The sequence below is a fragment of the Rhodococcus sp. NPDC003382 genome (assembly GCF_053589135.1).
Genome location: NZ_JBSFRH010000003.1, coordinates 159,753 through 185,185 on the forward strand (window position 1 = coordinate 159,753; position 25,433 = coordinate 185,185).

At 70.5% G+C, this 25,433-nt stretch carries 6 protein-coding genes; 4 read left to right on the forward strand and 2 right to left on the reverse strand.

Annotation, left to right across the window (positions count from 1 at the left end):
• Both ACWDUD_RS04085 and ACWDUD_RS04090 read left to right on the forward strand, forming a co-directional pair.
• Entirely contained in the window at positions 1-1,056 is a 1,056-nt protein-coding gene (locus ACWDUD_RS04085) for a nitroreductase family protein (protein WP_450108401.1), read from the forward strand.
• Entirely contained in the window at positions 1,053-2,201 is a 1,149-nt protein-coding gene (locus tag ACWDUD_RS04090) for a polysaccharide pyruvyl transferase family protein (RefSeq protein WP_450108402.1), read from the forward strand. Before ACWDUD_RS04085 ends, ACWDUD_RS04090 begins: the two co-directional genes overlap by 4 nt.
• 118 nt (positions 2,202-2,319) lie before the next feature.
• Here the strand turns inward: ACWDUD_RS04090 and ACWDUD_RS04095 are convergent, their stop codons facing one another.
• The gene (locus ACWDUD_RS04095; protein ID WP_450108403.1) at positions 2,320-4,152 is read right to left on the reverse strand and encodes a DUF4012 domain-containing protein; all 1,833 of its coding nucleotides are present in this window, start codon (positions 4,150-4,152) and stop codon (positions 2,320-2,322) included.
• Positions 4,153-4,367: 215 nt separating this feature from the next.
• On the opposite strand from ACWDUD_RS04095, the gene ACWDUD_RS04100 reads away from it, so the two are divergent.
• On the forward strand, positions 4,368-23,222 hold the full coding sequence (locus ACWDUD_RS04100) for an amino acid adenylation domain-containing protein (protein ID WP_450108404.1): 18,855 nt from the start codon (positions 4,368-4,370) through the stop codon (positions 23,220-23,222).
• Positions 23,222-24,790, forward strand: a complete 1,569-nt coding sequence (locus ACWDUD_RS04105; protein ID WP_248674344.1) for a polysaccharide biosynthesis tyrosine autokinase — start codon at positions 23,222-23,224, stop codon at positions 24,788-24,790. Before ACWDUD_RS04100 ends, ACWDUD_RS04105 begins: the two co-directional genes overlap by 1 nt.
• Here ACWDUD_RS04105 and ACWDUD_RS04110 read toward each other — a convergent pair.
• Positions 24,758-25,273: an arsenate reductase/protein-tyrosine-phosphatase family protein gene (locus tag ACWDUD_RS04110; RefSeq protein WP_450108405.1), complete on the reverse strand. Its 516-nt coding sequence runs from the start codon at positions 25,271-25,273 to the stop codon at positions 24,758-24,760. The two genes, ACWDUD_RS04105 and ACWDUD_RS04110, sit on opposite strands and share 33 nt — an antisense overlap.
• Positions 25,274-25,433: the final 160 nt, after the last annotated feature.

Genomic DNA, 25,433 nt, shown 5'->3' on the forward strand with positions numbered 1-25,433 from the left:
ATGTTCGATCGATCGGTGACCGTGTTCCGCTCGCTCCGGCGTACCGTTGCGCAGCGCTTCTTTCTCGCGGTGGCACTGGCGGACTTCTTCGGACGACGCGCCTTCGCGCGCGAGATCGTGGCGGTCTACGCCGGGATGCGCAAGCACCACAGCGCACGTCGCTCCGGTCGCGAGGTCTACTACGTCCGACGGCACATTCACATGCTCGAGAAGGGCATCTCGATGATTCCGCGGCGGGAGACCTTCGCGGCCGGATACATCGAGGATCTCGTCGCCGCGGTGGAAGCGTGCACGGCGGCCGATCTGCTCGACACCGTGACCTGCGCGTGGGTGGCGGACACGCTCGACGCGTACTTCGCCGCGACGGAGGAGAGTCCGTCACCCGAGATCCGCCGCGCACGCGAGACGTACAAGCAACTGAACGTGGTCCCGCGCTCCCGGAACTACGCCGGCCCCGTGCCGGTCCTGGATGCCGAACGCGCCGGTTCCGAGCGGCTGCCGTCCTACGACGAACTGCTCTCGCTCGCACATGCCCGCCAGTCGGTGCGATGGTTCGACTCGGAGACCGTGGATCGTTCCCTCGTCGATCGGGCGATCACCCTGGGCATGCAGGCGCCGTCCGCGTGCAACCGCCTGCCCTACCGATTCGTCGTGGTGGACGACCGCGACACGGTCCGCAGGATCGCGGAGATTCCCGGCGGTACAGCCGGATACGCACAGAATCTCGTCGGGCTGGTGGTCGTGGTCGGTGACCTGTCGGCGTACGCCCACACCCGGGACCGTCACCTGATCTACGTCGACTCCGCGCTGGCGTCCATGGGCTTCCTCATGGCGATGCAGGCGCAGGGTGTCTCGACCTGCTGCATCAACTGGCCGGACTCGGCGGATGCGGACGCGCGCATCGCACGGATCCTGGGCCTGCAGCGCTACGAGCGGACCGTGATGCTGATCGCCTACGGCCGCGCCCTCCCGAACACCGTTGTACCCGGTTCCGGCAAGCGGGACCTGGACTCGATCCGACAGTACGTGGGCAACGTCGAAGGAGATCCGCGATGAACAAGCGACGCAAGAACATCCTGATCACGGGCGGCAATTTCACCAATCAGGGTGCCTACCTGATGCTCTGCGCCGCCGCCGAGCAGATTCGGTCGAGGTGGGGTGCCCAGCCCGTCATCGCGATGCAGACGGGATCCGAACGTGCGAAGCGATGGGTGGGGCTCGATTCACTGCTCGAGTTCCCCAAGCTGCGAATTCGCGTGTGGGGAGGAAACCCCGAACGCCTGAGCGGACTGCGGCACCGGATGCCGTTCGTGGTCGGGTCGGAAATCGACGCGGTGTTCGACGTGTCCGGTTTCGTGTTCAGCGACGAGTGGGCCCACCTCGATCTGCGGCGCCGGGCCGACGATCTGATCCGATGGTCCGACCGAGGTGTCCCGGTCGTACTGCTGCCGCAGGCGTTCGGCCCGCTCGAGCAGGTGACCGAGCCCGTCGCCGACCTGTTGGATTCCTGCGAACTCGTCTACGCGCGGGACCCGGACTCCGCCCGGTTCCTGAAGGGAGCCGCTCGATCCCGGTCTGCCTACGAGAAGATCGCGGTGGCAACGGACTTCACGACCGCGCTCGCACCGGAGGAGCCGCGTGGTCTCTCGCATCTGCGCGGGATGGTGCCGATCGTTCCCAACTGGAACATCGCGAAACGGGCGGCTGCGCGCGGTGGCTCGAAGGACGACTACATGCGCAATCTCCAGGAGATCGTCCGGGTGCTTCGTGCGCACGACTACGAGGTGTACGGGCTGTGCCACGAAGGCGGCGGTGACGCCGACCTGCTGCACACGCTCGCCGGGACGTGCGGAGGGATGCCGGTGATCGAGGGCTTGGACGGCCGGCAGTCGAAATGGCTTCTGGGGCAGGCACCGTTCATCGTCTCCGGACGTTTCCACGCCCTTGTCAGTGCTTTGAGCCAAGGAGTCCCCGGGCTCGTCCACGGGTGGAGCCACAAGTACAAGTGGCTCTCGGAGGAATACGATGTCTCCGGGCTGGTGATGGATCCGTACGAGAACCCGAACTCGGTCGACACCTTCCTGAGCCGGCGGCTCGAGGAGATCCAGCGCATCAGGGAATCTGTGTCGGAGCTCGCAATCGTGAAAAAGGCGGAGACCGAACAGATGTGGGACGATATCGAAAAGCGCATCGAACTCTGAGTGCGGCGGAGGGCAGACCGTCCGCGCTCTGCGACCGGCCGTGGACGCACCCGGCCGGGCGCGCCGAGTGTGCCCCGTCTCTTGCCGAGGCCGGGGCACACTCGGATCGCGCCGGCTCCTACCCGCAGTCCGGTACCGACACGGTCACCGCCGGATCGTCGACGAGGGGCTGCACGGGGACTCTCGCCTCGCCCGCGACGGCCGGTTCGGTCAGCTCGTAGACGACCTCGGACGTCGCGCCCTGCAGGACGGGAACCTGGACGACGAAAACGGGATGTCCCAGTTCGCTTCCGGTGAAAGCGAACGTCGGCCTGCCGTCGACGGTGACCCTGTTCAGCCGGGCACCGTGGGTCGCCAGCAACGACAGATCGGTCAGGTTGGTACCGACAGGTGCGCCGATCGGATTGTCGAACATCCCTGCTACATAGGTGGTGTACTCGCCGGCCGGCAGAGCGTTCGTCAGCCGAACGGTGACCGTCGACGTGCGGGTCTCCCCGTCACAGGTGCCGGCGGTGTAGTAGATCTCCCGTTCCAGGTAGTAGTCGAGCTTGTTGCCACCCAGGTTGTTCACCACGACACCGGCATACGGCGCCGGATCGTCGGGCACGGTGTGGCCGAGTGCGGTAGCCGCCAGCACGTCCTGTTCGGCACCGTGCGAACTCCACACGGCGAGTCTGCCTTCACCGGCTGCGCGACCGAGAGCCTGGAGCAGTGCTCGCGGCCGGGCGATGTCACCGGTGAGCTTCTGGACGACCTTTCCGGCGACGGTCTCGAGGTACTCCTTGCGGGCCTTCTGATCGTCGCCGAATCGCGCGTATGCGGTGGATCCGGTGAGTTCGACGACGTTTTCGGCGGTGATCTTCTCGCCGTCCGGCATCGTGACGGCGCCGACGACCTCGAGGACGTAACTCAAGGCGACGGGGTCGGTCGCGATCACTCCGTCGACGAGCTCTCCCGATTCCTGCTGCCAGATCGACTGCCAGATCCGGGCTGCGTAGGGAAAATGCGAGCTGACGTTGCTGTTTCGGAAGTCCTGCGTCGGCCGGCTCTGCCCGTAGAGCCGCGTGAAGTCCGGGCCGAGGTCGATCGGTGCATAGTCCGGGCGAAGCTCGCGGTTGCTCGCCACGTCGTCGACGCGGACGCGGCCGTCCTCGGTGCGGACGATCGCGAATCCTCCCAGCAGGCCGCCCGACCCGCGCGCTTCGACATTGGTTTGAAAACCCAGGAAATAGCTGCGGGGCCCCTCGGCGCCGAGCATCGCGGGTGCGATCCGCGCCGCGACGGCGGTGTTCTCCAGGAGGCCCCTCAGTTGCGCGGTCTGCTCCTGCAGCTGGGTGCGGGCGCGATCGACGGCCCCCACATAGGTGCCGTCGACGCTCCGGGCCTGCGCATCGAGGTTCGTCATCGCCTCGGATGTCGCCTCCAGGATCGGCGCGGCAGCTCCGAGAGCAGTGAAATCGATTCGGGCGCCGTCCAGAAAGAGACGATCGGGGGAGACGGCGGAGCCCGCGTCGACGACCGGTCGCAGTACCTCGGATGTGAGGCCCGTCACGACCTCCGACATCTGCGCGGTCGCCGAAAGCGGACTTCCGAGCCACGGCACGGCGGCGGCGATCCGCCACGGTGGCGAATGCGTGGCATCCCGGGCGCGCTGTGCGTACCGGTTCGCGTCCTCCGCCGTAAGAATCGCTGTTTCCGAATCACCGGACAGAAGAGCGTCTTTGGACCGGACAGCGAAATCTCGCGCCTGCTCCAGGCTCGATTTGGCCTGCAGTGCCTCGTATCCCAGCCATGCTGCCGTACCGGCGACGAGGCAAACGGCTGCGCCACACGAGATTCGGACCGCGGCGCGCCGTCGGCGGTATCGCGTGATCTCCTCGTCGGTGCGTTTGCGTCTGACCTTGCGCCGCTGTCGCCCGGGTGAATGTGACCCATCGGTAATATCGCTCATGCGAACACAACCCCTTCAGAATTCTCGTCGCAGACCATAACCGAGTTTCGAATCGCCGGTCGTTCAAGTGGTGTCGATGGCCAACGATAAGTACACTTGCGAACCATCGGTCGTCGACGTTGTTGGGAGGCTTCGTCGCGATCTCGGTCGGGGAGGTCTCTTCGTGTTCCACTCGTCCGTGGTTTGTCGTTGTCGGGCGATGTGAGGGGAGGACAGTGCGTCGTACTCTGCTGTCTTCGGTCCAGCGCGGTCTCTGGTACGCCCAGGAACTGCAGCCGGAGGTGCCCTTCACGATCGCCCAATATGTCGAACTGAGAGGCGATCTCGATACACGGCTGATCCGCACGGCGTGTGAGCAGGCCGCGCGGGACGTCGAGTCCGGCTTTCTCTTCCTCGAGAGAATCGGAAACCACACGTATCAGACGGTCCGGCCGGACGTCCCGGATTCGGTCGGCTACGTCGATCTCCGCGAATCCGAGGATCCGGAGAGCGCAGCGCACCGGTGGATGACCCGGACGTACTCCCGTCGTCTGGATCCGTTGCGCGACAGGCTCATCGGAACAACACTGTTGCAGTTGGCCGACGAGAGGTTCTTCCTGTCGAGCTACGCCCACCACATCGCACTCGACGGGCACGGCGCCATGGTGATGCTCGAGCGCAGCGCCGAGCTGTACACGGCCTGGGTCGACGGTGCCGAGGCACCACCTTTCCGCGGCCTCACCGTCGCCCGGTTGCGCGAGATGGATGCCGCGTACGAGGTTTCGGATCGGCGCCTGCGGGACCGGGTGCACTGGATGCAGCGACTCGCCGATCTGCCCGATCCGCTGTCGCTTGCGGACGGGTCGTCTCGGCCGGAAGGATCGGCGCCGCCACGGATGCCGTGCCGGCACACCGGAGCACTGCTCGAGCCCGCCACGGCCCGGGCCGTCGCCGCCCTTGCACACGAGGTGAACTCGACGGATGTGCCCGTCGTCGTTTCCGCCTTCGCCGCCTATCTGGCGAGAACCACCGGAACGTCGGATGTGGTACTGAGCCTTCCGGTCTCGGCGCGGACCACCGCGTCGCTGCGCCGGTCCGGTGGAACGCTGTCCAACGTCGTGCCGCTGCGGCTGCAGGTCGATCCCGGCCTGACACCCACCGAGCTGATCCGGCGGGTGCAGGTGGAGCTGACGGGAGCCCTGCGGCACCAGCGTTACCGGTACGAGGACATGCTCGCGGACCTGCGAGAGCTCGGCCGGGAGCACGGAGATACCCGCAGCGCGTTCGGCCCGGTCGTCAACCTGATGATGTTCCACCCGCAGATCACTTTCGGTGAGATCGTCGGCGACTTCCACGTACAGTCCACCGGGCCGATCGAGGATCTGTCCGTCAATGTGTATCCGGGCGTCGCCGGCCGCACCGTCCGGGTGGATTTCGAAGCCGATCCCGCGCTCTACAGCGAGGAATCACTCGCTCGGCACCACCGGTTGTTCCTCGATCACCTGGCCCGGTTCGTCGCGAATCCCGATCGCGCACTGGGCGACCTACCGTTCGGGGATGCGGCGGACCTGGCCGGGCTGGTTCCCGGGCACGGCCCCGAGGCAGCGGCACCGGAACTGCTGCCGGATCTGCTCACAGCCCATGCCGACAGCGACGCGATCGCGGTGCGCGATGCCACGTCGTCCCTGACCTATCGCGAGCTCGATGCCCGTTCGAACGACCTGGCGCGACGGCTCGTCGCAGCCGGAGCCGGACCCGAAGACAGGGTCGCGGTGATCCTGCACCGCTCGGTGGAGTCGGTGGTGGCACTGTGGGCCGTTGCGAAGACCGGCGCGGCCTATACGCCGATCGACCCGGATCTGCCCGGGGCGCGCCTGAACGAACTGCTGCGTTCCGCCGAGATCGTGGTCGCCGGGCCGGACGTCGTGCTGCCCGCGCACGTCACCCTCGTAGCGCCGTCCACCGGACGCGCCGCTCCCTTCACTCCGGCGGACCGGCTCCGCGACCTGCACCTCGACCATCCCGCCTGGGTCATCCACACGTCCGGGTCCACCGGTGTGCCGAAGGCGGTCGCCGTCACCCACAGGGGAGTGGCCTCGCTCGTCGCGACCCTGCGCGAGAAGTATTGCGCCGATCGCGAATCGCGCGTGCTCCACCTGGCCGCGCCCACGGTCGACGCGTCACTGCAGGAACTGCTGCTCGCCTTCGACGCGGGCGCGACCGTGGTGATCTGCCCGGCCGACGCGGTCGCCGGTCCCGCGCTCGCAGATCTGCTCCGACGGGAGGCGATCACCCACGCGATCACGGCCCCCGCGATCCTGGCCGCCACCCCGGAAGCGGACCTGCCCCACCTCCGGGTCGTCGACTCGGGCGGCGAGGCCCTGTCTGCGGCGGTCGCCGACCGCTGGTCGCCCGGCCGGATCCTGCTCAACGCCTACGGGCCCACGGAGACCACGGTGCTGGCGACGGTCAGTGACCCGCTGCGACCCGGTTCCGGAGTGCCGATCGGGCGTCCGATCGCCGGCACGGCTGCCTACGTGCTCGACACCAGGCTCCACCCCGTCCCTGCCGGTGTGGTGGGCGAACTGTATGTCGCGGGACCGGGGGTCGCCCGAGGTTATCTGGATGCTCCGGCTCGCACCGCCGAGCGGTTCGTCGCGGGACCGCAGGGGGAGCGGGTCTACCGCACCGGCGACCTCGTGCGCTGGACCCGGGACCCCGACACCGGCGAACGACGCCTCGACTTCCTCGGACGCGCCGATCGCCAGGTGCAGATCCGCGGTCGGCGGATCGAACCCGGCGAGATCGAAGCGGTGCTCACCTCGTTCGCCGAGATCACCGCGGCAGTGGTCGTCGTGCACGGTGATCGCCTCGCCGCGTACGTCGTTCCTGCCGAATCGGCGGTCGTCGACGTGGCCGAGGTGACGGCACGGCTCGCCCGGCGGCTGCCTGCCCACCTCAGGCCGGCGACGACGACGGTCCTCGAGGCGTTGCCGCTGACGCCCGGCGGCAAGATCGACCGGCGTGCGCTGCCCGCCCCCACCATCGAACCCGCGATCGGACATCGACCCCCGGCCGGACCGAACGAGACGCTCGTCGCCCGGTTGTTCACCGAGATCACCGGGGTCGAGGGCGTGGGGGCCGACACCGACTTCTTCGTCGTCGGCGGACATTCGCTCACCGCAACACAACTCGCTGCGGACCTGGCTTCCGCGCTGGGGCGCGACGTGCGGTTGCGGGACGTCTTCGACCATCCGACCGTCGCTCGTCTCGCTGCGGCCGCCGCCGAGCGACCGCGCGCGGTCGATCCGGATGTCCGGTCCGAGGAACCGGGGCCGGCGCCGCTCGCACCCGCCCAGTACCGGTTGTGGCTGCAGGCCCGCGCACACGGTGACACCGGCGCGTACCACCTGCCGTTCGTTCTGCATCTCGACGGGGATCTGGACGTCCCGGCCCTGCAGGTCGCGCTGACCGATGTGGTGATCCGCCACCGGGTGCTGCGCACCGTCCTGCCGCTGTCGTCGGCTGGGCCCGTGCAGCGGGTCCTGCCGATCGCCGAGGCGCTTGCCGCCTTCCGCATCGTTCCGGTCCAGGCGGCTCCGGACCACGTGGAGGCGCTGGTCCGGCAGTGGACCGCGGCGCCGTTCGACCTGGCCGGCGACGTGCCGCTGCGCATGCGGTTGCTGCGAACGGGTCCGGACCGGCACGTGCTCGTCGTCGTCGCGCACCACGTCGCGGTGGACGGTGCATCGTTCCTTCCCCTGACGGTGGATCTCGCCACCGCGTATTCCGCGCGGCGCTGCGGTGACGCCCCGCCGTGGGCCCCGTTGCCGCTGCACTACCACGACCACGCGCGCCGGCACCGGGACCGGCTCGGAGACCCCGCCGACCCGGCCGCTCTCGCATATCGCGAACTCGAGTACTGGAAAGACGCTCTGGCCGGGCTCGATTCCGCGCCTTCGGTGCCCACCGACCGTCCCCGTACCGGAACGCCCGGAGCTCCGGCCTCCGTCGAGTTCACCGTGCCCGCCCGCCGGGTCGCCGCGCTCCGGACGCTCGCGGCCCGGTACGACGCGACGACCTTCATGGCCGTGCACGCCGCCGTCGCCGTGTGGTTGTCCGCGTGGACGGGGGAGCGAGAAGTCGTCGTCGGTACCGGTGTCGCCGGCCGCGATCATCCCGACCTCGCCGGTCTGGTCGGGATGTTCGTCGGTACCGTCGCCCTGCGCGTCACCGTCGACCCCGAGGCGCCCTTCACCGCCCTGCTCGCCGATGTCCGTGCCACCGACGTCGAGGCATTCACCCACGCGAACGTGCCGTTCGATCAGGTCGTCGAGAGTGTCGGGTTCGGTCCGCTCGGGGTGATGCTGAGCTACGACAGTCTGCCGCACACCGACCCGGTGCTTCCCGGACTCGACGTGAGAGTGCAGGAATTCCCCTCCGTACGAGCACGTTTCGATATCGAACTCGACGTCCGCGAAACCGGCGACGGTGCGCTCGCCGGGCGTCTCGTGTACGACAGCGCCTTGTTCGAACCGGACACGGTCACGCGATGGGTGCAGCGACTGGGCACCGTGATCGGTGCAGTGGCCGCCGAGCCCACGGAGGCCGTCGGCGACATCGACCTCGGTGCCGTACCGGTCGTGCTCGCACCGGCCGGTCCCGTCGCAACCCTGGCGCAACTGCTCGGCGACAACCCGGCGCGGGTGGCAGCTCCCGGTGGAGTACCGGTCGAAATCCGTTCCGCGGCACGACCGCTGGCATGGGAACTGCTCGGCCGGGGAATCGGGCCGGAGGACCGTGTGGCGGTGCTGCTGCCCCGCTCGATCGAGTCGGTGCTCGCGATCGCCGCGATCGCGCTGACGGGTGCCGCGTTCGTACCCGTAGACCCGGGCCAGCCCGCCCCGCGGATCGCCGAACTCCTCGCCGCTTCCGGCGTCCGGCACGCGATCAGCGACCCGGGCACCCCGGTCCCGGCGGGGATCGAATCGATCCCGTTCGTCACGCACGGATGCATGCGCGAGATCACCGACGCGGACCGGACACGCCCCGTGCATCCCGACCACGCCGCCTACCTGGTGTACACCTCGGGGTCCACGGGTCGGCCGAAAGGCGTCGTGATCACCCACCGCGGACTGGCGCCGCTGGCACGGTCGCTGGTCGAGCGGTTCCGGCCGGCGCCGGACGCACGGGTGCTGCACTTCGCGGCCCCCGCATTCGACGCCTCGGTGCTCGAGTACCTTCTCGCGCTCGCCTCCGGCGGAACCCTCGTGGTCGCACCGGACGACGTGTTCGGTGGTGACGAACTCCTGGAACTGCTTCGGGCAGAGCGGATCACGCACTGGTTCACGACACCGTCCGTGCCGGCCCGCCTCGACCCGGCCGGTCTCGACGACCTGCGGGTCCTCGCCGTCGGCGGCGAAGCGTGGCAGGCGGAGACCGCGGCGCGGTGGGCACCGGGCCGCACCGTGTTGAACGTCTACGGACCGACCGAGACCACTGTGCTGGCCACCGCCAGCACGCCGCTGACGCCCGGTGAACCGCTGAACCTCGGGACCGGGCTCGAAGGCGTCACCCCGATCGTGCTGGACCGGCGTCTGCGGCCCGTCCCGATCGGTGTCACCGGCGAGCTGTACCTGGTCGGGGCGGGCCTGGCCCGCGGCTATCTCGATGCGCCCGCCCTGACGGCGGAACGGTTCACGGCCGATCCCTTCGGCGGCGGACGCATGTATCGCACCGGTGACCTCGTCCGCTGGTCCCCACACGGTGCCCCGGGACCGGTGCTGGAGTTCGTCGGGCGCGCCGACCAGCAGATCAAGATCCGCGGATTCCGCATCGAACCCGGCGAGATCGACGCAGTCCTGGCCGCGCATCCGCAGATCACCACGGCCGTCACGATCGCACACGAGGGACGGCTCGCCGCATTCGTGACGGGGTCCGGCGACGTCGACCCGGAGGCGATCCGGAAGTACGTCGCGGCACGGCTGCCGCGGCACATGGTGCCGACCACGGTCACCGTCCTCGACGCGATGCCGCTGACCTCGACCGGCAAGATCGACCGCGCGGCTCTGCCGGTCGCGGACATCGCGGTCACCTCCGACGGCGACGGATACCGCACGGTCACCGAGCATCTCGTCGCGACGGTCGTCGCGGACGTGCTCGACGTGCCGACCGTCGCACCGGGCGACGACTTCTTCGCGCTCGGCGGGAACTCGCTGATCGCGACCCAGTTGGCGGCGCGGCTCGCCGGCATCGTCGGACGGCGCATCGGAGTACGGGAAATTCTGGAGAACCCGGTCGTCGCGGACCTCGCCGAGGCGATCACGAACACCGCAGCAGAACAGCGCGTCCCGCTGGTCAACGAGATCGACGACGCCCCACAACCACTCGCCCCCGCACAGCAACGCATGTGGCTGGTCAACCGTGTCGACACCGCAGCCGGTGCCGGCGGCGACCACATAGCGTTCGTCGCCGAACTCGACGGCGACGTCGACCTCGGTGCCCTGCAGGCCGCCGTCGCCGATGTCGTCGACCGGCACGCGACCCTGCGGACCGTCCATCCCGACGGACCGGACGGCCCGCGCATGCACGTGCTGCCCGAGATCCCGGTCGACCTCGCTCCCGTGGAGGCGGCAGACCCGGACCACGAGATCGCCGACTTCGCGCGGCGCCCCTTCGACCTGACGGCCGAACCGCCTGTTCGTATCCGCCTGTACCGCACCGGCACCCGGGATCGCCTGGTCGTGGTGCTGCACCACATCGCCGGCGACGGGCTGTCCCTGCGACCGCTGGGACGCGACGCCGTCGCCGCCTACACGGCACGCCGCGCGGGAGTCGCCCCCGGCTGGACACCCCTACCGGTGACCTACGCCGACTACGCGCGCTGGCAGCACCGGACGCTGGGCGCACCGACGGACCCGGACGGCCTCGGCGCACGACAACTCGCCTACTGGGCGCGAACCCTCGGCGGTGTCCCGCCCCTGCTCCCACTGCCCACCGACCGCCCTCGGATCGGTGCCGACACCGGTGCCGGCCACATCGAATTCGACGTCCCCCTCGAATTGCATTCCGCGGTGGCGAAACTCGCTCGCGCCCACGATGTCACGCCCTTCATGATCGTGCACGCGGCCCTGGCACTGCTGCTGGCGTCACTCGCCGCCACCGACGACGTCGTCGTCGGCACCCCTGTCTCCGGCCGCACCGACGCGGCGCTCGACGACGTCGTCGGCATGTTCGTGAACACGGTCCCACTGCGGCTGACCGTCGATCCACGGGAGACGTTCGCCGGGTTGCTGACCGAGGTGCGCCGCGTCGATCTGGAGGCATTCGCCCACGCCGACGTCCCGTTCGATCGCATCGTCGACACGGTCGGCCACTCCGCGACCGGCCACCATCCCCTGATCCAGGTGATCCTCGCCTACGAGTCCTTCGACACCGGCACCCGCACCGTTCCGGGCCTCGCGACCGTGCGCGAGATCCTCCCCGACACCGCACGGGTGGACGTGGAGATCACCCTGCGCGAGACGTCGTCCGAGACCGGGGCTCCCGCGGGGTTGAACGGCACGCTCACCTACGCGTCCGGCCTGTTCGACGCCGGTACCGTCACGGCGTGGGCGGCGTGGTTGGTGTGCATCCTCGAGATCGTGACGGCGGACCCGACGACGGCCGTCGGAGCGGTCGATCCGCGAGGTCCGGTCGCCGAACCGGAGAGCGAACGGGCTCCGCGTCCGGACGGCCGGTCGCTGCCCGAACTCTTCCTCCGCCGTGCCGCCGCGACACCGGAGGCGGTCGCGGTCGTGGACGAGGGCGCCGCACTGACCTACGCCCGACTGCGGGCGCGATCCGGTGCACTGGCTGCGCTGCTCGCCGAGCGCGGCATCGGACCGGAGGACGTGGTCGCGGTCGCCCTGCCCCGAACCGTCGACCTGGTCGTCGCGATCGTCGCGGTCGCCCGGTGCGGGGCGGTGTACCTGCCGATCGACGTCACCCATCCCGACGCCCGGCTGCGCGCACTGCTGGACGATGCCCGTCCCGAATTGGTGGTGTGCGACAGTGATTTCCGCGCGGCCGGAGGCATTCCGACGCTCGACCCGTCCGCCGCCCTCGTGCAGGACGGCGACCACGACGCATCCGCGGATCCGGACCACGGCGCCTACCTGATCTACACCTCCGGGTCCACCGGCGCCCCCAAGGGAGTGCTCGTCACCCACCGCAGCGTGCTGAGCGTGTTCGCTGCGACGATCTCCCGCTTCGGATTCGGCGAGTCGGACGTGTGGACGATGTTCCACTCACCGGCCTTCGACTTCTCCGTGTGGGAGATGTGGGGCGCTTTGATCACCGGCGGACGTCTCGTCGTGGTCGACCACCTCACCGCCCGGGATCCCGCGGTGTTCGCGGCCCTGCTCGAGCGGCACGGGGTCACCGTGCTCAACCAGACACCGACGGCTTTCGTTCAGCTGAGCGCGGCCACCGCGCCTCCGGAATCGCTGCGCGTGGTCGTCTTCGGTGGGGAGCCGCTCGACCCCGAGCTGCCCCGATCCTGGCAACAGCAGCGGCCCGAACTCGTGATGGTGAACATGTACGGCATCACCGAAACCGCCGTCCACGTCACGTGCGGTCCGGCCGTGACGCCGGGTGTCGGTGCACCGCTGCCCGGGGTCGGGATGCACCTGCTCGACGCCGCCCTGCGCCCGGTACTTCCCGGCAGCACCGGCGAGATCTACATCGCCGGTGACCAGCTCGCTCGCGGTTATCGCGGGCGTCCGGGAGCGACCGCAGCCAGGTTCGTCGCCGCCCCCGGCGGCGCGCGCCGCTACCGGACCGGCGACGTGGCCCGCCGGACCGGGGACGTCGTGTACCACCTCGGACGCGCCGACCAGCAGATCACGCTGCGCGGCTACCGCATCGAACCCGGTGAGATCGAAGCGGCCCTGCTGCGCTGCCCGGGCGTCACGGCGGCCGCGGTGATCCTGCGCGACGATCGGCTCGTCGCCTATCTGGTCGGCGGATCCGCTGCCGATGCGCTGCGCGAGGTCCGCCGCACCCTGCCCGAGTACCTGGTTCCGTCCGCCGCGGTCGTGCTGGACGCGCTGCCGCTCACCGGAAACGGGAAGCTGGATCGCGCGGCCCTGCCGGAACCCGGTGTCTCCTCCTCCTGCGGCCGGGCGGTGCGCGGACCGGTCGAGGAACTCGTGGCATGGGTGATCCGGGAACTGCTGCGCGACACCGGATCCGAGGTCGTTCCGGCCGCCGACGACAACTTCTTCCACCTCGGCGGCAACTCCCTGCTCGCGAGCCGTCTCGCCGGGCGCCTCAGCGGCATTGCCGACGCCGACGTCACCGTCCGCGACGTCTTCGACGACCCGACCGTCGCGGGTCTCGCCGAGCGCGTCGCCGAGCGTGCCGGCCGGGGACGCACACGGATCCCCATGACTGCGGGTGGTGACGCTCCGGCGCCTCTCTCACCGGCGCAGCGGAGGCTGTGGTTCGTCAACCGGTTCGATCCTGCTTCGGCGGCGTACAACCTGCCGTTCGTGTTGCACCTCGACGGGCCGCTCGACGTGGACGCGTTGGCCGCCGCGGTGTCCGACGTCCTCGATCGGCACCGCACGCTGCGCACGGTCCATCCCGAGGCCGACCGGCAGATTCTGTCGCCGGTGCCGCGTCCGCCCTTCGAGACGATCGCCGCCCCGGGCGGGGAATCGGAGCGGCTGATACACGAACTCTGCTCTGCCGGATTCGACCTCACCGTCGACCTGCCGGTGCGGATGCGGCTGCTGCGCCTCGCGGCCGAGCGGCACGTGCTCGTCGTCGTCGTCCACCACATCGCCGCCGACGAATGGTCGCTCACGCCGCTGCTGCGCGATCTCGTCACCGCCTACACCGCGCGCGACGACGGTCACCACCCGCGGTTCGAGCCGCTGCCCCTGCAGTACACCGATTTCGCGCGATGGCAGCACGCGATCGCCGACGGCGAGGTCGAGCACTGGCTACGGGTCCTGGCCGATCTGCCCGACGAGGTCACCCTGCCCGGCGACCGTCCGCGCCCCGCCCATGCGAGCGGCCGTGCCGCCGTTCACCGGCTGCTCCTGGACGGGGACCTGAGCGGGCAGCTGGTCCGGCTGGGACGCGACCACGACGCCACCGTGTTCATGGTGGTGCACGCGGCCCTCGCGACGTTGCTGGTCCGGCACGGTGCCGGTCGCGACATCCCGATCGGCACCGTCGTCGCGGGGCGGTCGGATCCGCGGCTCGACGACGTCGTCGGGATGTTCGCGGGCACCCTCGTGCTGCGCACCCGGGTCGAGCCCGGGGTGCGGTTCGCGGATCTGCTTGCCCAGGTCCGTGCCGTCGATGTCGACGCCTACACCCACCCGGACGCGCCGTTCGAGACACTCGTCGAGCGGCTCGATCCGCCGCGCACGGCGGCACGTCACCCGCTGTTCCAGGTGGCGCTGTCGCACCGCCGCCCGGCCGTCGCGGATGTCGTCCTGCCCGGTGTCGCCGTGACGGTCGCGCCGGGTCCGGACGACCACGCGAAGTTCGACGTGCAGCTCACGGTCACGGAGAACGCGAGCGGTATCGAGCTGGAATTCGCCTGCGCAGCAGACTGTTACGACGACGATACGGTCGCGACGTTCGCGGAGCGCTTCGACACGATCCTGCGTGCGGTCGTCGCGGATCCGGAGGCGCGGATCGACGACATCGACCTGCTCTCCGCCGGGGAACGCGCCGCGTCGGCCCCGGCGGTGGGACCGTCTGCGCCGCAGCCGCACTCGCTGTGGCAGTTGTTCGCCGCCGGTGCCGCGCGCGCGGGCGCCGGCGGCGCGGTGCGCGACGGGTCGCGGGAGCTGACCTACCCCCAGCTGCTCGACCGAGCCGAAGATCTCGCGGCCCGGCTCCGGGCAGCCGGAGCCCGAACCGGGGACGTCGTCGTGTGCGCCCTGCCCAGGTCGCTCGAAACGGTCGTCGCGACATGGGGCATCGCCCGCCTCGGTGCCGCGCCGATGTTCGTCGATCCGGCACAACCCACCGGACGGCTCGCCGCGATGCTCGACGGCGTGATGTACGGGGTTGCAGCGCAGAAGGACTCGTTGCCGTCATCGGTGCAGTGGCTCGGCGTCCACGAGACCGGCGCGGTCGCCGCCGAACCCGCCGAGGTTCCGGAGCCGCACCCGGACGCGCCCGCCTACCTCGTGTTCACCTCGGGTACCACCGGAAATCCGAAGGGGGTCACGATCGGCCACCGCGCGGTCGCGGCACTCGTCGCGGACCTCACCGAGCGTTTCGCGGCGGGACCGGGCGATCGCGTGTTGCAGGTCGCCGCACCGAGTTTCGATGCCGCAGTGCTCGAACTGCTCGTTGCGGGCACGGCCGGTGCGACGCTGGTGGTGGCCGGCCCGGACAGCTACGGCGGCGCGGGTCTCGGCGATCTGCTCGCCCGCGAACGCATCACGCATGCGTGCCTCACGCCGTCCGTGCTCGCGAGCCTGCCCGCCCGTGACCTCCCGGATCTTCGGGTGCTCATGCTCGGCGGCGAGACGGTCCCCGCCGAAGCGGTCGCCCGGTGGGGTACCGGCCGTGCGCTCTACAACGGCTACGGTCCCGCCGAGGCCACGGTCTTCGCGACCTGTTCGGCGCCGCTGACGCCCGGGGACACACCGGTGATCGGTCACCCCGTGCGCGGAGTCGCGGCCGTGGTGCTGGACGACCGGCTGCGGCCGGTGCCCGTCGGAGTGGTGGGTGAGCTGTATCTGTCGGGGGAGCGGCTCGCCCAGGGCTATCGCGGGGCACCGGGGCGGACCGCGGAGCGTTTCGTCGCGACCGACCACGGTCGGATGTACCGCACGGGCGACCGGGCACGGTGGCGCCGCGACGGCACCCTCGAGTACCGCGGTCGCAGCGACGGCCAGGTCAAGCTGCGGGGTGTCCGCATCGAACCCGGCGAGGTGGATGCCGCGCTGCGTCGCCTCGCGGGGGTCGAACAGGCCGCGACCGTGGTGCGCGACGGGGCGCTCGTGTCGTACGTCGTACCGGCGGACGTCGACGCCGGGCAGGCCAGGTCCCGGTTGTCTCGGACGTTGCCCGGTCACCTGATTCCGTCCGTCGTCGTCACCCTCGACGCGCTGCCGCTCACATCGCACGGCAAACTCGACGTGGCCGCGCTGCCGGCATCGGCCCGCCGCGGTGGCTCCGCGCCGCGGACCGGAACCGAATCCCTCGTGGCCCGTGTCTGCGCCGACGTCCTCGGGGGCAGCGCGCCGGTGGGACGTGACGACGACTTCTTTGCCGTCGGCGGGAACTCGCTGCTGGCCACGGTCCTGGTGGGACGGCTGCGTGAGGAGACCGGCATCGCCGTGCCGCTGCGCACCGTGTTCGACCATCCCACCGTCGAGGCGCTCGCCGCGGCGATCGATGCGGGAGGGTTCGACGTCGCCGCCGGACCGGTCGCGGTGGCGCCCCGGCCGTCGCTCATCCCGTTGAGCCGCGCCCAAGGACGCCTGTGGGGACTCGGCCGCCTCGACCCGGGGGCGTACCGGCTACGGGCCGAGATCCGGCTCGGCGGCCCGCTCGACCCGGTCGCTCTCGACGCCGCGATCGGCGACGTGCTGGACCGGCACGAGATCCTCCGGACCCGATACCTCGTGGCCGGCACGGACGTGCATCAGGAGGTACACGAACGTCCCTCGGTGGTCGTGCGATCCCGCGATTCCGGCCGCGCGCCGACGACCGCGGGCCGATCCGACACCCCGATCCGGGTGGAGCTCGAACGGCTCGGCGACGACCTGCACGTCCTGCATCTCGACGTCGACCATTCCCTGGCGGACGGAGCGTCGCTGCGACCGCTGCTCGGGGATCTGGCAGAGGCCTATCTCGCCCGCACCGCCGGGCACGCGCCCCGGTGGCTACCGCTGCCGTTGCAGTACGCCGACTACGCGCTCTGGGAGCACGCGCGCGGAATTCCCGCCGCGGACGTCGACCACTGGCAGCGGGCCCTCGACGGACTGACCGTTACCGAACTCCCCACCGACCACACCGGCGGCGAGCCGGTCGCGGGGACGATCGAATTCGCCGTTCCGGCCCCCGTCCGCGACGCGGTCGCGTCGCTCGCCCGCACGACGGGCGCCACCGAGTTCATGGTCGTGCACGCCGCGCTGTCGGTGCTGCTGGCCCGCGTCGGTGCCCAGCACGACGTCGCGGTCGCCGCCGTCGTGTCGACCCGCCGCTGGGCGCAACTCGACGACCTCGTCGGACCGTTCGTCGAGACCCTGATCCTGCGCACCGCAGTGGCTCCCGACCGGTCGTTCACCGAACTCGTCGAAGCGGTCCGTGCCTTCGACGTCGCGGCCCTCGATCACGCGACGGTGCCCTACGAGCAACTCGCCGGAATGCTCACGGGACCGCCGCCGCAGGTGGCGCTGGCGATGCAGGACTTCGATCCCGGCCACGCGCAGCTCGGGGATCTCACCATCGCAGCGCGCGAAATCGTGGACGACACACCGAAATTCGACCTCCAGTTCACCTTCGCCCCGAGCGGTGACGGATACCTCGCGGCGCTGCGGTTCGATCGATCCCGGTTCGCCGCCGCCACGGCCCGGACGCTGGCCCGGCGGTTCACCGCCGTGCTCGCCGGGCTCGTGGACGATCCGCACGCATCTGTCGGCGACGTACCGTTCGACGTCGCCGCCCCGTCACTGACCGGTGGCGCGCCGGTTGCGCCGCGACTCCTCGCCGACCTCCTGCGCGCGGCGGCCGCGGCCCACCCCGCACGAGAGGCCGTGCGCGGAGACGGAATCGCGCTCACGTACCGGGAATTGGACGCCGCGTCCGATGCGCTCGCCGCCGAATGGTGTGCCGCGGGAATCGGTCCCGGCAGCGTCGTCACGCTCGGCGAGACACGCAGTGCCGACCGTATCCGCGCCCTGTGGGCGGCGACCAAGACCGGCGCGGCCTTCACGGGATCCGCGGCCGCCACCACCTGCCCGCCGAACGTCGCGTACATCGTGGCGACGTCGGGTTCGACGGGCGCCCCCAAACTGGTCGCCGTCACCCACGTGGGACTCGCACCGCTGGCGGCCGAGGTCGCGGCTCGCTACCGCGTCGGCCCCGGCGACCGGGTGCTGCAGGGATACCACCCGGCGTTCGACGCGGCGCTGCTCGAGGTGCTGCTCGCGCACACCACCGGCGCCACCCTCGTCGTGGCACCGTCGGACGTGTACGCCGGGCAGGACCTGCACCGGCTGTTGCGCGAGGAAAGCATCACCCATTACCTGTCGACGCCGACGGTGCTGGGCACCCTCGATCCGGCCGGTTTGTCCGACCTGCGGGTCGTTGCATCCGGCGGTGAAGCCCTTCCCGCCCGGCTCGCCGAACGCTGGGCCGCGGGCCGGCTGATGCTCGACGCGTACGGGCCGACCGAGTCGACGATCGTCGCGACCCTCACGGAAATCGACGGTCACGGGGCGGCCGGGATCGGCGAGCCGATTCCCGGCACGACCGCACACGTCCTGGACGCGCGCCTGCGCCCGGTGCCCGATGGCGCGGTCGGTGAGCTCTATCTCGCGGGCGCCGGGCTGGCGCTCGGCTACCTCGACGCCCCGGCTCTCACCGCGGAACGGTTCGTCGCGGCGGCCGGCGGGCAACGGATGTACCGCACCGGGGACCGCGTGCACCGCCGCGCCGACGGAACCCTCGCGTATCTCGGCCGGACCGACCGGCAGCTGAAGATCCGTGGGGTCCGTATCGAACCCGGCGAGCTCGAGTCTGCGCTGCTCGGCGTGGACGGCGTCCGGCAGGCTGCCGTCGTCGCGGTCGACGATGCGCTCGTCGCGTTCGCCGCCACCGGCGTCACCGCCGACGAGGTCACCGCCGCGATCGCGGAAATCGTTCCGCCGCACCGTATGCCGTCACGAGTGCGGGTGGTGCCGCAGCTGCCCGTCACCCCCAACGGCAAACTCGATCTCGACGCGTTGGCCGGGCTCGACACGGCAGCAGTCGAGGTCACGGAACCCGAATCGACCGCCGCCGAGAAGTTGGTCGTCACGATCACCGAGGACGTGCTCGGCATCCGTCCGGCCGCGCACCGCGGATTCATCGCCGCCGGAGGCGATTCCCTCGGCGCGGTCGTTCTCGCCGCCCGCCTGTCGGACGCGTTCGGGACCGAGGTGCCGACGCGGGCGGTCCTCGAGGCGCCGTCCCTCGCCGCGCTCGCCGCCCACGTCACCACCGGACCGGTGCCGCCGCCGCTGCGGCGCGCCGACACGACCGGCCCGCTGCCGATCGCCCCCGCCCAGCGACGCCTGTGGCTGCTGTCGCGTACCGAACCCGACGCGCGCTACATCGTCCCGGTGGTCCTGCGCGTGACCGGCGACCTCGACGTCGATGCCCTCGCTACGGCCGTGCGCGATCTGTGCGACCGTCACGAGATCCTGCGCACCGCCTACCCCGACGGCAATTTCGCACTCGTGGACTATCCTGTCCTCGAACATGTTTCGACATCGGACCCGGATCGGGCCGTCACCGACACGCTCACCGCGCCGTTCGACCTCGATACCGAACCGCCGCTGCGCATCCGCCTGCTCGACGTCGCCCGGGACCATCGCATCCTTGTCGCTGCGGTCCATCACATCGCATTCGACGGTGCCTCCGTCGGGCCCCTGCTCGCCGACCTGCAGACCGCCTACCGGGCTCGCGTGGGCGGAACGCCGCCGACCTGGCAACCGCTGCCGGTGACCTACCGCGACTATGCACGTTGGCAGCACGAGTTCCTCGGAGACCACACCGAACCCGGCTCGGCGGCGCACCGTCAGCTCGACTACTGGGCGACGACCCTGGCAGGGGTACCGGACACGCCGCTCCCGCTGCCCACCGACCGTCCCCGCCCGGCCAGGCCGACGTTCGAGGGGGATGCGACCGCAGTACACCTCGATGCGGAGTTCCACACCCGGTTGCGCACCGTCGCCCGCGCCCACGACGTGACCACCTTCATGCTGCTCCACGCGGTCCTCGCGGCGCTGCTCGCCCGCCGCAGCGGTCGATCGGACATCGTCGTCGGCACGACGGTCGCGGGACGCAGCGATCCGCGGCTGTCCGCACTCGTCGGCATGTTCGTCGGCACCGTCGCGCTGCGCACCCCCGTCGACCCGGCCGCCACCGTCACCGACCTGCTGCGCAGGGTGCGTGCCGCCGACCTCGGTGCGCTCGCCCACGCCGAGGTCCCGTTCGAGCAGGTCGTCGAGCGGCTGGCCCCGCACCGCGACAGCGCACACCATCCGCTGTTCCAGGTGATGCTCACCCATCGCCCCGGTGGAGCCGAGAACCCCGTGCCCCAGCTGCCCGGCATGCACATTCGCGACACCGAGCTGGGAACCCCACCGGCACTGTTCGACCTGTCCTGGGAGATCGTCGAGGACCACACCGGCGACGAGGCGCACGGACTCGACCTGCGCGTCGTCTACGCCACCGACCTCTTCGACGCCACGACCGTCGAGACCCTCCTCGCGGAGTACGTGGCGCTGCTGGACGCGGCGCTGGCCACCCCCGGCCGACCCGTCGGCGACCTCGCCGTCCCCGACGTCGAGCCGATCGGCGCGGCCGAGGTGACCCCGAGAACCCTGCGGGAGATCCTGGCCGGTACGGCCGTCGCCCATCCTCGAGCGATCGCCGTGCAGGCCGGATCGGTCGCATGGACCTACGCCGAACTCGACGCGCGCGCCGGGAGGATCGCATCCGAACTGGTGGCGCGCGGGGTCGGCCGCGGCGACCTCGTCGCCGTCGCGGTGCCGCGCGGTGCGTACTGGCCGCTCGCCGTCTGGGCCGTCACGCGGGCCGGGGCGGCCTGGGTGTCGGTCGACGTCCACCAGCCGCCCGCGCGGAGCGAGGCGATCCTCGCCGATTCGGGTGCGACCGTCGGCCTGACCGTGCCGCACGCCGCCCCGGCCGGCCGGTTGGGCCGCGAGGCGGTGGAATGGATCGACATGACCGGCTCGTACGCCGGGTCCCCGCCGCCGGAACCGCAGCAGACGGTCGACGACCTCGCGTACGTCATCTACACCTCGGGCACCACCGGCACTCCGAAGGGTGTGACGGTGCCGCATCGCGGAATCACCGCGCTCGTCGACGTCCACCGCCGACGGCTCGGGATCTTCCCCGGCGACCGCGTATTGCAGGCGGCGTCGACCACATTCGATGCCGCTGTTCTGGAACTGCTCGGCGCGCACGCGCACGGCGGCACGCTGGTGATCGCCGACGACGAATCGTTCGCCGGTCCCGCACTGCAGCGCCTCCTGATCGAATCGCGCGTCGATCACTTCTGCCTCACGCCGACCGTGCTCGCCACCCTCGACCCGGACACGCTGCCACCCGCCACGGTGATGGCGGGCGGCGAGACCCTGCATCCGGCGCTCGCCCGGCGCTGGTCGCGGCACCGCCTCTTCAACGGGTACGGGCCGACCGAGCTGACCGTCATGGTCTCGTGTGCCGGGCCGCTGACCGATACCCCGGCGAAACCGGCTGTCGGCCTTCCCGTTCCGGGGACGACCGGTTACGTTCTCGACGCGCGGCTGCACCCGGTTTCGCGCGGAACGGTGGGGGAGCTGTACGTCACCGGCGCCGGGCTCGCCCGCGGATACCACCGTCGGACCGGCCTCACCGCAACGCGATTCGTCGCCGATCCCTTCGGTAAACCCGGCGGCCGGATGTACCGCACCGGAGACTTGGTGCGGGTCGGCGCCACCGGCGAGTTCGAACACGTCGGACGGGTCGACGACCAGGTGCAGATCCACGGTATCCGGACCGAACCCGCCGAGGTCGACGCGGTGCTGCTCGCCGCCGAGGACGTCGACGCCGCGGTCACCGTCGCGGTGCCCGCGGCGGACGGAAACATCTGTCTCGCCTCGTATGTCCAGGGCCGTCCCGATCCGGACCGTCTGCGCCGCCGGCTCGCCACGCACCTGCCGCGTCATCTGCGACCGGCCACCGTCACCGTCGTCGACGCACTGCCCCTGCAGCCGTCCGGCAAGGTCGACCGCGCGGCACTACCGGCACCGGACCCCTCGTGGTCCGCCGCGAACCACGTTCCACCGAGCGGACCGACCGCGCGCACCGTCGCCGCCGTCTACGCGCAGCACCTCGGCATCCCGGTCGGTGCGGTATCGGCCGACCGCGGATTCTTCGATCTCGGTGGCAGTTCGCTCGGCACCGTCGCGGTCGCGGGGGAGTTGTCCGAGGCGCTCGGGCGCACCGTTCCGGTCGGCTGGTTGTTCGACGCCCGGTCTGTCGACGAGCTCGCCCGCCGGATCGATTGCGACGCCACCGCGACCGCGAATCCGGACCCCCTTGCGGTGCTGGTGCCTCTCGGGGCGGGTGACCCGGACGTGCGGCCCCTGTTCTGCGTGCATCCGATCAGCGGATTGGCCTGGTGCTACGCCGGTTTGGCTGCGCATCTGGACGGTGTACCCGTGTACGGGCTGCAGGCGGTCGGACTCGATCCGATCCCCGGCTCGATCTCGGAGTTGGCCGCGCACTACGTCGACCGGATCCGCGCCGTGCAACCCGACGGTCCCTATCATCTCCTCGGATGGTCCGCCGGCGGCACGATCACGCACGAGATCGCGGTGCAGCTGCGCGCGGCGGGACACCGCGTCGCACTGCTCGCGCTGCTCGACACGTTCCCGGCGGAGTTGGTGCCGGACGTGCCCGAGCCTGCCTACGGTGAATCCGAGATCGACACCACCGGATTGCCGGACGCTCTCGTCGCCCGGGTTCGCGAGCGTGCGGACACCGCCGCGGTGACCGTCGAAACCGCCCTGCGCCAGCATGTTCCGGGCGTCCACGACGGCGAGATCCATCTCTTCACGGCCGAATCCGAGCACCGCGGGCCGGCCGCGCTCGCCGCGGCGTGGAACCGCCACGCAACCGATGGTGTGGTGGAACATCCACTGCCGTTCGCACATTCGGATCTGACGACGCCGGACGCGCTTCGCCGGATCGCGCCCGCGCTGATGCAGCACGGGCAGTTTCACAGTAATTGCCACCAATTCACGCCCGCCGGGCGTAGTAGCAGTGTCATCGGAACGAGGGAGACACCCTGATGGAAGTACACGACTACCTGCGAATTCTGCAGGCACGATGGAAGATCATCGCCGTGACGACGGTCGTGGTGTTGCTCGGCGCACTCGGCGCCTCGCTCCTCGCGACACCGCAGTACCAGGCATCGACGCGGCTGTTCGTGTCGACCTCGTCCGGCGCGTCGGTCAGCGAGATCTACCAGGGCAACCGGTTTTCGCAGGAACGCGTCGCCTCGTACACCAAGCTGCTCACCGGCACGACCGTGGCGGGACGGACGCTCGACGCTCTCGGGATCACCGATCTGACTCCGGCCGGGCTCGCGGCCAAGGTCAAGGCGTCGTCGGCGCCGGACACCGTGCTCATCGACACCACGCTCACGGACACGTCCCCGGAGCGCGCCCGCGATCTGGCGAACGCCCTGTCCGACGAATTCGTCATGATGGCACGTGAACTGGAGACCCCGGAGAACGGGGGCGCGCCCGCGGCACGCGTCGTCGTCGAGCAGTACGCGACCACCCCGGCCGCTGCGGTGTCCCCGAACACGAAACGCAATCTGGTGCTCGGGCTTCTGGTCGGTCTTCTGCTCGGCATCGGTGCCGCCGTCCTGCGTGACCGTCTCGACAACACGGTCAAGGATCGCAAGACGGCCGAGGACATCGCCGGTGCCGGCCTGGTCGGGACGATCCCGCTCGACAAGGAGCGTCAGAACGAGGCGGCGATCGTCTTCCGGGACGCGAATTCCGGTAGCGCCGAGGCATATCGCGAGCTGCGCACCAATCTTCAGTTCCTCGACGTGGACAACCCGCCCCGTGTTCTCGTCGTCACCAGCGCCCTCCCGGCCGAAGGCAAGACCACCACGGCCATCAACACCGCCCTGGTGCTCGCCGAGGCGGGGCATTCGGTGGTGCTGGTGGAGGGCGATCTGCGCCGGCCGCGGGTCTCGAAGTACCTCGGTGTGCTCGGCGATGCCGGGTTCAGCACCGTATTGTCCGGCCGGGCCGGGCTCGACGATGTGCTGCAGCCGACTCGGTTCGAGAATCTGACGGTGCTCGCCGCGGGGACGCTGCCTCCCAACCCGAGCGAACTCCTCGGATCCGCAACCGCGAAGCATGTCATCGCGGAACTCCGCGCACGATTCGACTACGTGATCATCGACGCGTCGCCGCTATTGCCGGTGACCGACGCGGTCGTGCTCAGTGCCGCCGCGGACGGCGCACTCGTCATCGCACGACACGGCAAGACCACGCGCGAACAGATGGTCCGCGCCGTCGGCAACCTCGATAGTGCCGGTGTGCGGGTGCTCGGCACCATCATCACGATGACCCCGTCGAAGGGGCCCGGCGCCTACGAATACCGGTACTTCTACGAGTCCGACGATTCCGGCAAGGCGACGACCCCAGCCACGGTCGTGGCGGCCCCGCGCGTCGAGTCGGAGGCGGCACCGGTCCCCAACCCGGTCCCCGCCTACACGGTGGCGCCGAGTTATCCGGAGGTGGTGCTTCCCCGGGCAGGGGAGCGGCCGGTGGTGCAGGCGCGGATGCGGCCGCTCAACGGAAGCTCAGTCGCGGATCCGGGTCAGCAGGGGCAGTAGAAGATCTGCGATCTCGCTTCCGACCGTGGCGAAGGTCTCTTCGTCGCAGCCGATCGGATCGGTGATGTCGTCGAGCCCGGGTGCCGTCGCGTGCACCCGGGCCGCCGACAGTTCTGCGACGGTCGAGGCGCCACTGGCCTGCTGCAGCCGGGCTGCCTCGCGAAGGGTGAACGTGACGCGCATCATCCGCGGGGCCGCGGTGATCACCGCCGAGCGATGGGCTTCGGACATGGTCAGGACGAGGTCGGCGTCCTCCGCGATGGCCGGGGTCAACCGGCGGGCGGTGAATCCGTGCGGGTCGCCGCCGAGTTGCTGCAGCACCAGCGCGGCCGTCGATTCCATACCGTGACCGACCAGGGCGCGGGTGCCGGCGCTGTGCGCGGTGAGATCCGGTCGCCCGGCCTCGGCGGCGAACGCCGTGGTCAGAAGCTCGGCCGTGGGCGATCGGCAGATGTTTCCCGTGCATACGAAGAGGACCCGCATCGCCTGATCCTATGCACCGCCCGGCCCGCCGCGCGGAGCCGTACCACAGCGGTGGAATCGAGTCCCCTCAATTGCCCGTATGCCGTATCGAGACCGTTGGGTAACATCGGGGCGTCTTGGGGCGCCGGGGGTGAGCACTGGAGCGGCGCCGGAATTGCAG